At 64.0% G+C, this 14,041-nt stretch carries 10 protein-coding genes; 7 read left to right on the top strand and 3 right to left on the bottom strand.

Annotated features, from left to right (window positions below; genetic code table 11):
* Nucleotides 1–75: 75 nt before the first annotated feature.
* A complete protein-coding gene (locus GGQ64_RS16515; RefSeq protein WP_183806287.1) occupies nt 76–1,359 on the top strand; it encodes an O-acetylhomoserine aminocarboxypropyltransferase in 1,284 nt (427 codons plus the stop codon).
* Between the two features lie 79 nt (nt 1,360–1,438).
* Nucleotides 1,439–1,783, top strand: a complete 345-nt coding sequence (locus GGQ64_RS16510; protein ID WP_183806285.1) for a cupin domain-containing protein — start codon at nt 1,439–1,441, stop codon at nt 1,781–1,783.
* Nucleotides 1,784–1,826: 43 nt separating this feature from the next.
* On the opposite strand, the gene GGQ64_RS16505 is transcribed toward GGQ64_RS16510, so the two are convergent.
* Together GGQ64_RS16505 and ggt are read right to left on the bottom strand one after the other, a co-directional pair.
* Nucleotides 1,827–3,074 carry a cytochrome P450 gene (locus tag GGQ64_RS16505; protein ID WP_183806283.1) on the bottom strand — a complete coding sequence of 416 codons (1,248 nt, stop codon included), beginning with the start codon at nt 3,072–3,074 and terminating at the stop codon, nt 1,827–1,829.
* A gap of 78 nt (nt 3,075–3,152) precedes the next feature.
* A complete protein-coding gene (gene ggt, locus GGQ64_RS16500; RefSeq protein ID WP_183806281.1) occupies nt 3,153–4,922 on the bottom strand; it encodes a gamma-glutamyltransferase in 1,770 nt (589 codons plus the stop codon).
* Nucleotides 4,923–5,257: 335 nt separating this feature from the next.
* On the opposite strand from ggt, the gene GGQ64_RS16495 reads away from it, so the two are divergent.
* The 5 genes from GGQ64_RS16495 (at nt 5,258) to GGQ64_RS16475 (ending at nt 13,218) form a co-directional block, all read left to right on the top strand.
* Nucleotides 5,258–5,890 (top strand): ATP-dependent Clp protease proteolytic subunit, encoded by a 633-nt coding sequence (locus GGQ64_RS16495; protein ID WP_183806279.1) that lies wholly within the window; start codon nt 5,258–5,260, stop codon nt 5,888–5,890.
* A 287-nt stretch (nt 5,891–6,177) separates the two neighbouring features.
* Complete coding sequence (clpX, locus tag GGQ64_RS16490; protein WP_183806277.1) at nt 6,178–7,455, top strand: ATP-dependent Clp protease ATP-binding subunit ClpX; 1,278 nt, start codon at nt 6,178–6,180, stop codon at nt 7,453–7,455.
* A 497-nt stretch (nt 7,456–7,952) separates the two neighbouring features.
* Nucleotides 7,953–10,376, top strand: coding sequence for an endopeptidase La (gene lon, locus GGQ64_RS16485; RefSeq protein ID WP_183806275.1), 2,424 nt, complete (start codon nt 7,953–7,955; stop codon nt 10,374–10,376).
* Nucleotides 10,377–10,583: 207 nt separating this feature from the next.
* The gene (gene hupB, locus GGQ64_RS16480) at nt 10,584–10,859 is read left to right on the top strand and encodes a DNA-binding protein HupB (protein ID WP_183806273.1); all 276 of its coding nucleotides are present in this window, start codon (nt 10,584–10,586) and stop codon (nt 10,857–10,859) included.
* Nucleotides 10,860–11,025: 166 nt separating this feature from the next.
* Nucleotides 11,026–13,218, top strand: coding sequence for an esterase-like activity of phytase family protein (locus GGQ64_RS16475; RefSeq protein WP_183806271.1), 2,193 nt, complete (start codon nt 11,026–11,028; stop codon nt 13,216–13,218).
* Nucleotides 13,219–13,499: 281 nt separating this feature from the next.
* Here GGQ64_RS16475 and GGQ64_RS16470 read toward each other — a convergent pair whose 3' ends face one another.
* Nucleotides 13,500–13,973 carry a MarR family winged helix-turn-helix transcriptional regulator gene (locus tag GGQ64_RS16470; RefSeq protein ID WP_183806269.1) on the bottom strand — a complete coding sequence of 158 codons (474 nt, stop codon included), beginning with the start codon at nt 13,971–13,973 and terminating at the stop codon, nt 13,500–13,502.
* Nucleotides 13,974–14,041: the final 68 nt, after the last annotated feature.

Below are 14,041 nucleotides of genomic sequence, written 5' to 3'. Positions count from 1 at the left end.
GAAACAAGACGCGGAATGTAGGTAACAGGAGCACGGGCGCTGACATAGGCGCGTGCCGGACGGGAGGTCTCACACATGACGAGAAACAAGCCGGGCTTTGCCACGCTCGCCATCCACGCGGGCGCTGCCCCCGATCCGACGACGGGCGCGCGCATCACGCCGATCTACCAGACGACGAGCTTCGTCTTCGAGGACACCGAGCATGCTGCCTCGCTGTTCGGCCTGCAGGCCTTCGGCAACATCTACACCCGCATCATGAACCCGACCCAGGCGGTGCTGGAGGAGCGCGTCGCCGCCCTCGAAGGCGGCACGGCGGCGCTCGCCGTCGCCTCCGGTCACGCCGCCCAGCTTCTCGTCTTCCACACGCTGATGCGTCCCGGCGACAACTTCGTCTCGGCCCGCAAGCTCTATGGCGGCTCGATCAACCAGTTCGGCCATTCTTTCGCGAATTTCGACTGGCATGTGCGCTGGGCCGATACCGACAAACCAGAGAGCTTCGAAAGCCAGATCGACGACCGCACCAAGGCGATATTCATCGAGAGCCTCGCCAATCCCGGCGGCACCTTCGTCGATATCGCCGCGATCGCCGAAATCGCCCACCGGCACGGGCTGCCGCTGGTGGTCGACAACACCATGGCGACGCCCTATCTCGTCCGCCCGTTCGAACATGGCGCCGACATCGTCGTCCATTCGCTGACCAAGTTCCTCGGCGGTCACGGCAACTCCATGGGCGGCATTATCGTCGACGGTGGCACCTTCGACTGGTCGGCATCGGGCAGATACCCGGCCCTTTCCGAACCGCGCGCCGAATATGCCGGCATCGTGCTGCACCAGACCTTCGGCAACTTCGCCTTCGCGATCGCCTGCCGCGTGCTCGGCCTGCGCGACCTCGGCCCCGCGATCTCGCCCTTCAACGCCTTCCAGATCCTGACCGGCATCGAGACACTGCCGCTGCGCATGCAGCGCCATTGCGACAACGCACTCGCCGTCGCCAAGTGGCTGAAGACCAGCGACAAGGTGTCATGGGTGAACTATTCCGGCCTCGAAGGCGACCCGAACCAGGCGCTGCAGAAGCGCTATTCGCCGAGCGGCGCCGGCGCCGTCTTCACCTTCGGGCTGAAGGGCGGCTACGAGGCGGGAAAACGCTTCGTCGAGGGGCTGGAGATGATCTCGCATCTCGCCAATATCGGCGACACCCGCTCGCTGGTCATCCACCCGGCCTCCACCACCCACCGCCAGCTATCGCCCGAGCAACTGACCGCCGCCGGTGCCGGCCCGGATGTCGTCCGCCTGTCGATCGGCATCGAGGACGCCGCCGACATCATCGCCGACATCGACCAGTCGCTGGCGAAGGCGTAGCGGAGAAAGTCGCGGCTCCGGCTGCCATCGCATGCGGTGTCTGGAGGTCCGGCCACCGCCTTCATCATTCGGGAGCACCATGACCCACGCCCTTCGCTTCGACCTTTCCGCCATCGAGCCTGAGGTCGGCCGTCCGGCCGCCGACCGGCTGATCGCGGGCGATCCGCAGTTTCGCACCTGGAACCTCGAGGAGGCGGACGGCGGGCTCTATTGCGGGGTGTGGGAGGCAACGCCGGGCAAATGGCGCATCCAGTATGACGAGTGGGAATATTTCAACATCCTCGAGGGGCGTTCGATCGTCACCTCGGAGACGGGCGAGGTGTTCGAACTCAAGGCCGGCGACCGGCTGATCCTCAGGCCGGGCTTCAAGGGAACCTGGGAAGTCGTTGAAACGACTCGCAAGGACTACGTGATCAGGCTTTAGGTCAGGACCGTCTGAGCGGACCCAAGCGAAGGCCTGGGCGCCCCTACCATTCGAGATCCAGCCTCTCCAGCCCATGGAAGTGGTAGACGTCCTTGACGACCGGCGTCTGCGCCAGCCGCAATCCCGGAAGGCGCTGGAACAGCAGCGGCAGCACGATGTTCAACTCCAGCCGGGCGAGCGGCGCGCCGATGCAGAAATGGATGCCGGCGCCGAAGGAGAGGTTGGCGCCCTCGTCGCGGTCCGGACGGAAGGCGAGCGGATCGTCGAACTTCCGCGGATCGAGATTGGCGGCCGCAAGGATGAGCGCAACCTTGTCGCCGCGCCGGAACGGGATGCCCTCGACCTCGACGTCCTCGAGCGCATAGCGCTGGAAGATATGCACCGGCGCGCAGATGCGCAGACACTCTTCCACGGTCCGCTCGGTCGCCTTCTCGTCGGCAAACATCGGCTGCGGCGGCAGCCCGCTGTCGAGGATGACGCGGACGGCATTGCCGATCTGGTGCACGGTCGCCTCGTGGCCTGCATTGAGCAGCACGATCGTCGTCGAGATCAACTCGTCGTCGGTCAGCAACTGGCCCTTGTGTTCGGTGTGGATCATGTGGGTCAGAAGGTCGTCGCGCGGCTCGGCCCGCCGCTCGGCGATGACGGTGCGGACATAGTCGGCGAATTCCGCCGCTGCCCTGTCGGCGGCGTACTCGTCGGCCTCGGTGCGGCCGAACATGTACATGCGCACATAGGCATGGCTCCATTTCAGGAGCTGGGGTCCCATCGCGTCGGGGATGCCGATCATCCGGGCGATCATCGTCACCGGCACGATGTCGGCCAGTGCGGCGAGCAGTTCGACCTTGCCGTCCTTCTCGAAGCGGTCGATCAGCCCGTTGGCAAGCTCGGTGATCTCGGGCCGCAGGCGGTCGATCTGCCGGGAGACGAAGGCGCGGTTGACGAGCGTGCGCAGCCGCGTGTGCTCCGGTGGTTCCAGCTCCAGTAGCGACCAGGCCTCGGCGGCGTCGAAGTGCTCCAGATGCGGCATCGGCGCGGCCATGCCCAGTTCCTCGCGGCTCGCCACGTGCAGGATCTGCCGGCCGAAGCGCCGGTCGCGCAGCAGTGCGTTCACCTGGTCGTAGCCGGTGAAGTACCACTGCTTCTGTTCCTCCCAGTAGAAAGTCGGGCAATGCGCATGCAGCGCCGCATAGACCGGGTTCGGATCGCGGTAGAAGGCGGGATCGCGGGCATCGAGGGAGACCCTGCGGCTGGCGGCGTCAATGGAGAGGAAGGCAAACGGCTTGGACATGCCGCAAGACCTAGTCGATTTCGCGCAAGGTGAAAAGCGCGTCTTCGAGAGCGACGGTCGGCAAGATGAAGGCCCGGGCTATTCCCCCACCGCCACGCCCTCGCGCCGCGGGTCGGCGCTGCCTTTCAGGCCTTCCTTCGTGATCTCGATCGCGTGCAGGCCGGAGCTCATGTCGCCGATCTTCACCTCGTAGCCGAGCGCCTGAAGCGGCCCGGCAAGCTTCTCCGCGTCCGTCCCTGCCTCGATCTCGAAGGTACCGAAGCGGTTGAGCAGATGCGGCATCGCGACGATCTGGCTGACGTCCATGCCCCAGTCGATATAGGCGATGAGCGCCTGGGTGACGTAGCCGATGATCTGGCTGCCGCCGGGAGAGCCGATCGCCAGCAGCGGCCTGCCGTCCTTCATCACGATCGTCGGTGCCATTGACGAGCGCGGCCGCTTGCCCGGCTCTACCCGGTTTGCGACCGGCACGCCGTTGTCGTGCGTCGTAAAGGAGAAGTCGGTGAGCTCGTTGTTGAGCAGGAAGCCGCCCGTCATCAGCCGCGAGCCGAAGCCGTTCTCGATCGTCGTCGTCATCGACACGACGTTGCCGTCGCGGTCGACGATGACGAAGTGGCTGGTGGAGGGTAGTTCCAGCGCCGTGTCGCGGCCGAACAGGAGCGCGTGGTCCCATTCCGGCTCGCCCGCCTTCACCGCATCGTCGGCAAGTGCCCTGTCGCCGTCCAGCAGCGCTGCGCGCTTGCCGAGATAATCCTTCTGCAACAGGCCCTTGATCGGGGCCGGCACGAAATCGGTGTCGGCGAGGTAGCGGCCGCGGTCGGCAAAGGCGAGCCGCTGCGCATCGCCGATGATGCGCCAGCTCTGCGGATTGTCGCGGCCGAGGCCCTTGATGTCGAAGTTCTCGATCATGCCGAGCGTCTGGCCGACGGCGACGGCGCCGGAGGAGGGCGGCCCCATGCCGCAGACGTCGAACGCGCGATAGGTCATGCAGACCGGATCCCGCTCGCGCACGCGGTAGGCGGCCAGATCATTCAGCACCAGCACGCCGGGATTGCCCGCCGCCATCCGCACGGTGTCGACGATCGCCTCGGCGATCGGGCCGGTATAGAACGCATTCGCGCCGCCTTCCGCGATCGCCCGCAGCGTGGCGGCATAGGCCGGGTTCTTCAGGATGGCGCCCGCCTTCAGCGGTGCTCCGCCGGCGTCGAAGAAATAGTCCTTCGTCGCCTCGAATGTCTTCAGCGCGTCGCCCTCTTCGGCAATCAGCGCGGCCAGGCGCGGGGAGACCGCGAAGCCGGCCTCCGCAAGGGCGGCCGCCGGCTCGAACAGGCGCGTCCATGCCACCCGGCCGTAGCGGTTGTGGGCCTCCTGCAGCAGCCGCACGGTGCCGGGCGTGCCCACGGAGCGCCCGCCGACGACGGCGTCCATGAACTCCATCGGCTGGCCGTCCTTGTCGAGGAAGAGCTTCGGCGTCGCCCGCTGCGGCGCGGTCTCGCGGCCGTCAAGCGTTATCAGCCGCTTGCGACCGGCGTCGTAGTAGACGAGGAAGGCGCCGCCGCCGAGGCCGGAGGATTGCGGTTCGACGAGGCCGAGCACCGTCTGCACGGCCACAGCCGCGTCGATGGCGCTGCCGCCCTGCTTCAGGATCTCCGCGCCGGTGGCGGCCGCGATCGGATTGGCGGCGGCGACCATGTAGGATTTCGCCGTGACGAGCTTGGCCGTCGCAGCCAGCGTTGAAGCCTGCGTCGCGGCCTCGGGCGCAGTCGTATCCGAGGCCTGCTGCGACGTTGCGGGGGCGGCGATCAGCGCGAGTGCCGCGACGGCATAGGCATAAAGTTTCCTCGGCATGAAATCTCCCTCGAAATGGCCGCAATACTATGGCTCCGTGCGCGCGGCGTGGCAATCGATAGGACCCGCGACGGGGCCCGCAACAGGGACCGGAGGTGGGCCGGCGGTTGCGTGCGGTGAAGCGACGGAAGTCACTCTTCCTTTACGCTCCGGGCCCGTTGCGCTGTGGATATCGGTCAAAGGGTTTCGCCGGTTAACCCCAATCTGCCATTGACCTGACCCAAAGTTCCTGCGCGTCTTGAAGTAGGGCACCCGGACACTCTATGTAGGGACTATGAAGAACTGTTGATTCCCGGCGCTTCGCAAAGGTTTCGGGCACATTGAAAAGGGTTGATATGAGAAATCCCGTTGATACCGCCCTGGGGCTCGTACCCATGGTTGTCGAACAGACCAACCGCGGCGAGCGCTCCTACGACATCTTTTCCCGTCTGCTGAAGGAACGCATCATCTTCCTGACCGGGCCGGTGGAAGATTCCGTGGCGACCCTCGTCTGCGCGCAGCTTCTCTTCCTCGAGGCCGAAAACCCGAAGAAGGAAATCGCGCTTTACATCAATTCCCCGGGCGGCGTGGTCACGTCCGGCATGGCGATCTACGACACCATGCAGTTCATCAAGCCGGCCGTGTCGACGCTTTGCATCGGGCAAGCGGCTTCGATGGGCTCGCTGCTGCTCGCCGCCGGCCACAAGGACATGCGGTTTGCGACGCCGAACTCGCGCATCATGGTCCACCAGCCGTCCGGCGGCTTCCAGGGCCAGGCCTCCGACATCGAGCGCCACGCCAGGGACATCATCAAGATGAAGCGCCGCCTCAACGAGATCTACGTCACGCACTGCGGCCGCACCTATGAAGAGGTCGAGCAGACGCTGGATCGCGACCATTTCATGAGCGCGGACGAAGCGCTGGAGTGGGGTCTGGTCGACAAGGTCATCACCACACGCGAGGCCGTCGAGGGCTCGCAGGACGGCTGATTGCAGGGGATTGCGCGTGGGTCGGATTTGCAATGACGCATTTGTAATGGTCCAAGGGCTTTATCCGCGCGCCAAAGACGTTAATAATGGCCGTCACGCCGTGGTCACATATGGTGATCCGGTCGTCGGTTGGGTGGGGGTTTCGTTGCCACCGGTCGAAAGAGATCGTTTCGGCCGGTCAGTACCCCGAAGGGCCCGGATGGGCCGGCGTGAAAGCCGGACCGCGGGGCGGGTTGAGTGGTCCGCGCAGACTGGTGGTTTGTGCGAAGTGCCGGAAGGAAAGTGATATGAGCAAGGTCAGCGGCAGCAACGGCGGCGACTCGAAGAACACTCTCTATTGTTCATTCTGCGGCAAGAGCCAGCACGAAGTCCGCAAGCTGATTGCGGGACCGACGGTGTTCATCTGCGATGAATGCGTCGAACTGTGCATGGACATCATCCGCGAGGAGAACAAGACCTCGATGGTGAAGTCCCGCGACGGCGTTCCCACGCCCCAGGACATCATCAAGGTCCTCGATGAATACGTGATCGGCCAGCAGCAGGCCAAGCGCATCCTGTCGGTAGCGGTGCACAACCACTACAAGCGCCTGGCGCACGCCGCCAAGGGCTCCGACGTCGAACTGGCGAAGTCGAACATCATGCTGGTCGGCCCGACCGGCTGCGGCAAGACCTATCTCGCCCAGACGCTCGCCCGCATCATCGACGTTCCCTTCACCATGGCCGATGCGACGACGCTCACCGAAGCCGGCTACGTCGGCGAGGACGTCGAGAACATCATCCTCAAGCTCCTGCAGGCCGCCGACTACAACGTCGAGCGCGCCCAGCGCGGCATCGTCTACATCGACGAGGTCGACAAGATCTCGCGCAAGTCCGACAACCCATCGATCACCCGCGACGTGTCGGGCGAGGGCGTGCAGCAGGCGCTCTTGAAGATCATGGAAGGCACGGTCGCTTCGGTTCCCCCGCAGGGCGGCCGCAAGCACCCGCAGCAGGAATTCCTGCAGGTCGACACGACCAACATCCTGTTCATCTGCGGCGGCGCGTTTGCGGGCCTGGACAAGATCATCTCCGCCCGCGGCGAGAAGACCTCGATCGGCTTCGGCGCCATGGTGCGTGCACCGGAAGATCGCCGCGTCGGCGAAGTCCTGCGCGAGCTGGAGCCGGAGGATCTCGTCAAGTTCGGCCTGATCCCGGAATTCATCGGCCGTCTGCCGGTTCTGGCGACGCTCGAGGACCTGGACGAGGACGCGCTGATCCAGATCCTGTCGGAGCCGAAGAACGCGCTCGTCAAGCAGTATCAGCGCCTGTTCGAGATGGAAGACGTGGAACTGAGCTTCCACGAGGACGCGCTGCGCGAGATCGCCAAGCGCGCCATCATCCGCAAGACCGGCGCGCGCGGCCTGCGCTCGATCATGGAGAAGATCCTGCTCGACACCATGTTCGAGCTGCCGACGCTGGAAGGCGTGCGCGAAGTCGTCATCTCCGACGAGGTCGTCAAGGGTTCTGCCCGCCCGCTCTACATCTACTCCGACCGGACCGAGGAAAAGGCGAACGTTTCGGCCTGACCGGTATTTCACTCACGGGGATCCGCCATCGGCGGGTCCTCTCGTCGCAGGTCCCGGCTGCAGCCGCCATTTCCGGCACGCAGGCATTCGGGATCGGCAGCAGGAATGGCCGCATGCGTGATGCGGCAATATGGCATGGCATGGCTGCGCCTGTTGCTTGACTGGCGCAATCCTTCTACGCGCCGGGATGCCGGCAACCGCGGACGGCATCCTGGCAGACGGTACGGGACGCCGGAAATCGATCAGGATTTCAGAAAGTTACTGGCCAAGGCCCGGCGCGCGGCACGCGACAGGCAAGCTTCGCGACAGGGGCGGGGCCTAATGTGGCTTCCCCTGGGTGAGGCGTCCGGGCAAGGGCCACGGGGTGGCTCGGGGCGCCCGGGGTTGAAAAGTGGTTAATCGAAGTCCACTTGTGGGTGGAAGAAAGTTAGCCGGATCAGCGCAACAGGGCGCACCGGCATCAGCTCCCGGCGACGGGAAGTTGGAAAGGACATGACATGACGAAGAAAACGTCTGGCGCGCAAGAGAACACGGCATTCCCGGTGCTGCCGCTGCGCGACATAGTGGTGTTCCCGCATATGATCGTGCCGCTGTTCGTCGGCCGCGAGAAGTCCATTCGCGCGCTCGAGGAAGTGATGGGCACCGACAAGCAGATCATGCTTGCCACCCAGATCAATGCCGGCGACGACGATCCGGAACCCGATGCGATCTACAAGGTCGGCACGGTCGCAAACGTGCTGCAGCTTCTCAAGCTGCCCGACGGTACCGTGAAGGTGCTGGTCGAGGGCCGTGCGCGCGCCGAAATCGAGAGCTACACCGGGCGTGACGACTACTACGAGGCACTGGCCCACGTCCTGCCGGAACCCGAAGAGGATCCGGTCGAGGTCGAGGCCCTGTCGCGCTCCGTGGTCTCCGAGTTCGAGAACTACGTAAAGCTCAACAAGAAGATTTCTCCCGAAGTGGTCGGTGCCGCAAGCCAGATCGAGGACTACTCGAAGCTGGCCGACACGGTCGCCTCGCACCTGTCCATCAAGATCGTCGAGAAGCAGGAGATGCTCGAGACGACCAGCGTCAAGCTGCGCCTCGAAAAGGCGCTCGGCTTCATGGAAGGCGAGATCTCCGTCCTGCAGGTCGAAAAGCGCATCCGCTCGCGCGTCAAGCGCCAGATGGAGAAGACCCAGCGCGAGTACTACCTGAACGAACAGATGAAGGCGATCCAGAAGGAGCTCGGCGACGGCGAGGACGGCCGCGACGAGATGGCCGAACTGGAAGAAAAGATCGCCAAGGCCAAGCTCTCCAAGGAGGCCCGCGAAAAGGCGGACGCCGAACTGAAGAAGCTGCGGCAGATGAGCCCGATGTCGGCCGAGGCCACTGTCGTGCGCAACTATCTCGACTGGCTGACCGGCATTCCGTGGAACAAGAAGTCGAAGATCAAGACCGACCTTAACAATGCCGAGAAGATCCTAGAAGAGGACCATTTCGGCCTGGACAAGGTCAAGGAGCGCATCGTCGAGTATCTCGCCGTGCAGGCCCGGTCCAACAAGATCAAGGGACCGATTCTGTGCCTCGTCGGCCCTCCCGGCGTCGGCAAGACCTCGCTTGCGAAGTCGATCGCCAAGGCCACGGGGCGTGAATACGTCCGCATGGCGCTGGGCGGCGTGCGCGACGAGGCCGAGATCCGCGGTCATCGCCGCACCTATATCGGCTCGATGCCCGGCAAGGTCATCCAGTCGATGAAGAAGGCGAAGAAGTCCAACCCGCTCTTCCTGTTCGACGAGATCGACAAGATGGGCATGGATTTCCGTGGCGATCCGTCCTCGGCCCTGCTGGAGGTGCTCGATCCGGAACAGAACTCGACCTTCATGGACCATTACCTCGAGGTCGAATACGACCTGTCGAACGTGATGTTCGTGACGACGGCGAATACGCTGAACATCCCTGCGCCCCTGATGGACCGCATGGAAGTGATCCGCATCGCCGGCTACACCGAGGACGAGAAGCGGGAGATCGCCAAGCGTCACCTGCTGCCCAAGGCGATCCGCGACCATGCGCTGCAGGAGAAGGAATTCTCCGTGACCGACGGCGCGCTGATGGCGGTGATCCAGCAGTACACCCGCGAGGCCGGTGTCCGTAACTTCGAGCGCGAGCTGATGAAGCTAGCCCGCAAGGCGGTCACCGAGATCATCAAGGGCAAGGCGACCAAGGTCGAGGTGACGGCGGACAACATCCATGACTACCTGGGTGTTCCACGCTTCCGCCACGGCGAGGCCGAACGCGACGACCAGGTCGGAGTGGTCACCGGGCTTGCCTGGACCGAGGTCGGCGGCGAGCTGCTGACGATCGAAGGCGTCAGCCTTCCGGGTGGCAAGGGCCGCATGACGGTCACGGGCAACCTGAAGGACGTCATGAAGGAATCGATTTCGGCGGCGGCATCCTATGTCCGCTCGCGCGCCATCGATTTCGGCATCGAGCCGCCGCGCTTCGACAAGACCGACATCCACGTGCACGTGCCGGAAGGTGCGACGCCGAAGGACGGTCCGTCGGCCGGTATCGCCATGGCGACCGCCATCGTCTCCATCATGACCGGCATTCCGGTCAGGAAGGATGTGGCGATGACGGGTGAGGTGACCCTGCGCGGTCGGGTTCTCCCGATCGGCGGCCTGAAGGAAAAGCTGCTCGCGGCCCTTCGCGGCGGCATCAAGAAGGTGCTGATCCCGGAAGAGAACGCCAAGGACCTGGCCGACATTCCGGACAACGTGAAGAACAACATGGAGATCATCCCGGTCTCGCGCATGGGCGAGGTGATCCAGCACGCGCTCGTCCGCACGCCGGAGCCGATCGAATGGGATGCGACGGCGGTCGAGACAAAGCCGGTCGCGGTCGAATCGACCGACGAAACCGGCTTGGCCGTGGCCCATTGACGGTCGACAGCTAGGAAGAAATTCCCTCCATCTTGGAAGTTTCGGGAGGCCGGCAGTAATGCCGGCCTCTTTTTTGTCGAAAAAGCCTGTGAAAAGCCCGGAGTTTCAGCATTTTCAGGCGAAATCCGGTTGCGGCGGAAGGGTCGATGCGTATTCTGCCCTCGACTTGTATTGAGTCGTTTCGAACCGTATGAAAGGGGTGGAAACATGAACAAGAACGAACTCGTCTCCGCAGTTGCAGAGAAGTCCGGCCTGTCGAAGACGGATGCGGCATCGGCTGTCGATGCTGTATTCGAGACGATCCAGGGCGAACTGAAGAGCGGTGGCGACATCCGCCTCGTCGGTTTCGGCAATTTCTCCGTCTCCCGCCGCGAGGCATCGAAGGGCCGCAACCTTTCGACCGGCGCAGAGATCGACATTCCGGCCCGCAACGTGCCGAAGTTCTCGGCCGGTAAGGGCCTGAAGGACGCCGTCAACAGCTGATCCTTCAGCGATCGCTTCGGCGTCATGCCGATAGAGAAAGGGCCCGGTCTCCGGGCCCTTTTTCGTTGTCGGGGACTGTCGTCAATCTGTCATCTGATCGTCATCGTGTTGTAACGGGCGGGGACCACAACCCCGGCATTCCTTGACGCACACTCTGGAGGATCAGATGAAATCCCGTTCCATCATTGCCGGCCTCGCGGCCGTCCTGGCCGCTTCGGTCGCGACAGCGGCCCACGCCGAGCCCGTCTTCAATCGTATTGCTTCCTTTGCCGTCGCCGGCAACCTGCCGGACGGCACCGATCCGAAGACGGCGACGTCCTCCGAGATCATAGCAGCGACCGAGGACGGCAACACGCTCGTCTATTCCGACAGCCCGCTGAAGGCGATCGGCTTCATCGACATCACCGACGCGAAGGCGCCGAAGGCCGCCGGCACCGTCTCCTTCGAAGGCGAGCCGACCTCGGTCACCGTCGTCGGCGGCAAGGCGCTGGTCGCCGTCAACACCCGTGAGAGCTTCGTCAAGCCGTCGGGCCTCCTGGCGGTCGTCGATATCGCCACGAAGAAGATCGAGACGACCTGCGACCTCGGCGGGCAGCCGGATTCGATCGCGCTCAACAAGGACAAGACGATCGCCGCCATCGCGATCGAGAATGAGCGCGACGAAGAGGTGAACGACGGCGCGATCCCGCAGATGCCGGCAGGCGACCTCGTGCTCGTCTCTATCAAGGATGGCGCGCCGGACTGCGCGACCGTCAATCATGTCGCGCTGACGGGGCTTGCCGATATCGCCGGCGACGATCCGGAACCGGAATTCGTCTCCTTCAACGGCCAGGACGAGATTGCCCTGACGCTGCAGGAAAACAACCATATCGTCATCCTCGACGGCAAGACCGGCACGGTGAAGACGCATTTCTCCGCAGGCGCCGTCGACCTGGACAAGATCGACACCAAGAAGGACGGCCGGATTGCCTTCACCGGCAAGAAGGAAGGCCAGAAGCGGGAGCCCGACGCCGTGAAGTGGCTGGACGACGACCGTCTGGTGGTGGCCAACGAAGGCGACTGGGAAGGCGGCAGCCGCGGCTTCACCATCTTCGACAAGACCGGCAAGGTTGCCTATGAGAGCGGCCCGTCGCTCGAATATGCGATCGCCTCGATCGGCCACTATCCCGACAAGCGCAATTCCAAGGGCGTCGAGCCGGAAGGCCTGGAGGCTGCGACCTTCGGCGAAGACAACCTCTTCTTCGTGCTGGCCGAGCGCGCATCGATTGTCGGCGTCTACAAGGATACCGGCGCCGAGCCGGAACTGCTGCAGCTCCTTCCGTCGGGGATCGGCCCCGAGGGTGCCGTCGCGATCCCCGCTCGCAACCTGCTGGTGACTGCAAACGAGACCGATCTCGGCGAGGATGGCCTGGCGCGCTCGCATGTCATGATCTACGAGCGGGCCGAAGGCACCGCTGCCTATCCGCAGATCAAGTCCGCCGACAAGGACGGCTTGCCTGTCGGCTTCGGCGCCCTGTCCGGTCTTGCCGCGGCGAAGGACGAACCCGGCAAGCTCTTTGCCGTCAGCGACTCGGTCTATTCCTCGGATCCGGCGATCTTCACGATCGATGCCACCCAGAAGCCGGCGCTGATCACCGAAAAGCTCAGCATCACCCGCGACGGCGCTCCGGCGCAGAAGCTCGACATCGAGGGTGTCGCCATTGACGGGGAGGGCGGTTTCTGGCTCGCTTCCGAGGGCAATTCCGACAAGCTCTACGCCCATGCGATCCTGCACGTGAACAAGAAGGGCGAGATCAAGCAGGAGATCGCGATCCCGGCCGAACTGCGCGCCGGCGAGATCCGCTACGGCTTCGAAGGCATCACCGCGGTCGGCGAGGGTGACGACACGGTGCTGTGGATGGCTGTTCAGCGCGAGTGGAAGGACGACGAGAAGGGCTTCGTCAAGCTCGTCTCCTACAAGCCTTCGTCCGAGGAATGGGGTGCCGTCCGCTATCCGCTGGAAAAGGCTGAAGCCGGCTGGGTCGGCCTGTCCGAGATCACCGTCAACGGCGACTATGCCTATATCGTCGAGCGCGACAATCTTCTCGGCAAGGATGCCAAGCTGAAGAAGCTCTACCGCGTGGCGCTTGCCGACCTGAAGCCGGGCAAGCTCGGTGAGACGCTGCCGACGGTGAAGAAGGAAGAGGTCCGCGACCTCATCCCCGACCTGAAGGCGCTGAACGGTTACGTCGTCGACAAGGTCGAGGGCTTCACCATCGACGCCGCCGGCAACGGCTATGTCGTGACCGACAACGACGGCGTCGACGACTCCTCCGGCGAGACGCTGTTCTTCAGCATCGGTCCCGTCAACGCCATGTGATGGCGCGGACATGAAAAGCCAACGGCCGGGAGCACTGCTTCCGGCCTTTCCGGTTTGTGACGAAGCCTTGTCTCGGCGTCCATGTCCTCGGATAGGCCGCTACCAGCACTCCCGTCATACCGGCCCCCGAGCCGGTATCCAGCCCGCGCAAGTCCTTGCGCGATAAAGCATTTCCCGCGCCGCAGACGCGACGAAGCTAGACCCCGGATCAGGTCCGGGGTGACGGAAGGAGTGGAGTTTCGTGAGACGCTCCGGCTGGCGACAGCCGTGATCCCGCGGGATCAGATTGCCTGGCGACCGGGAAGCTCCTCGGCCTCGTCGCGTGCCCGCTGGAGCTCCTGCGTCTGCGCGCTGAGGCATTGCAGGATTTCGGCGAGCTGGGCCTTCTGCTCCTCATCCAGCACTTCGAAGATGGCCTTGACGATCTTGTGCTTGGGCTCCATCGCCGCGTTCATGACGGCAAGCCCGGTCTCGGTGATCGACACGATCTTGGCGCGACGGTCCTTCGGATCCGGCTCACGCACGACCAGCTTGTCGCGCTCCAGCCCGTCGATCGCTTCCGTGACCGTGCGCGGCGCGAAGCCGAGTGCGGCGGCAATATCTGTCGAGCGCTGGGGGCCCTCGCAGGACAGCAGGAACAGGAATTTGCTGCGGGCGAGCGACACGCCTTCGTCCATCATGCATTCATTCACCAGGCGGCTTACCTGGTGATAGATCTTGAACATGCCCTGGGCGATTTCGAGCGTATCGGTCATGAGGTCCAATATAGTTATAGTGAGGTACCATGTCAAAAGATTTGACGGTTATTTTTGAGAACCGGCTC

It is taken from the genome of Mycoplana azooxidifex, assembly GCF_014196765.1.
GTDB lineage: Bacteria > Pseudomonadota > Alphaproteobacteria > Rhizobiales > Rhizobiaceae > Mycoplana > Mycoplana azooxidifex.
The sequence above is the reverse complement of the archived record's forward strand: the minus strand, read 5'-3'. Positions and strand labels throughout refer to the sequence as shown.

What these genes read in the sequence shown, in the direction of transcription:
- GGQ64_RS16470 (WP_183806269.1), bottom strand. Translation starts at nt 13,973, where the DNA reads ATGACCGATACGCTCGAAATCGCCCAGGGCATGTTCAAGATCTATCAC.
- hupB (WP_183806273.1), top strand. Translation starts at nt 10,584, where the DNA reads ATGAACAAGAACGAACTCGTCTCCGCAGTTGCAGAGAAGTCCGGCCTG.
- GGQ64_RS16495 (WP_183806279.1), top strand. Translation starts at nt 5,258, where the DNA reads ATGAGAAATCCCGTTGATACCGCCCTGGGGCTCGTACCCATGGTTGTC.
- clpX (WP_183806277.1), top strand. Translation starts at nt 6,178, where the DNA reads ATGAGCAAGGTCAGCGGCAGCAACGGCGGCGACTCGAAGAACACTCTC.
- lon (WP_183806275.1), top strand. Translation starts at nt 7,953, where the DNA reads ATGACGAAGAAAACGTCTGGCGCGCAAGAGAACACGGCATTCCCGGTG.
- ggt (WP_183806281.1), bottom strand. Translation starts at nt 4,922, where the DNA reads ATGCCGAGGAAACTTTATGCCTATGCCGTCGCGGCACTCGCGCTGATC.
- GGQ64_RS16515 (WP_183806287.1), top strand. Translation starts at nt 76, where the DNA reads ATGACGAGAAACAAGCCGGGCTTTGCCACGCTCGCCATCCACGCGGGC.
- GGQ64_RS16510 (WP_183806285.1), top strand. Translation starts at nt 1,439, where the DNA reads ATGACCCACGCCCTTCGCTTCGACCTTTCCGCCATCGAGCCTGAGGTC.
- GGQ64_RS16505 (WP_183806283.1), bottom strand. Translation starts at nt 3,074, where the DNA reads ATGTCCAAGCCGTTTGCCTTCCTCTCCATTGACGCCGCCAGCCGCAGG.
- GGQ64_RS16475 (WP_183806271.1), top strand. Translation starts at nt 11,026, where the DNA reads ATGAAATCCCGTTCCATCATTGCCGGCCTCGCGGCCGTCCTGGCCGCT.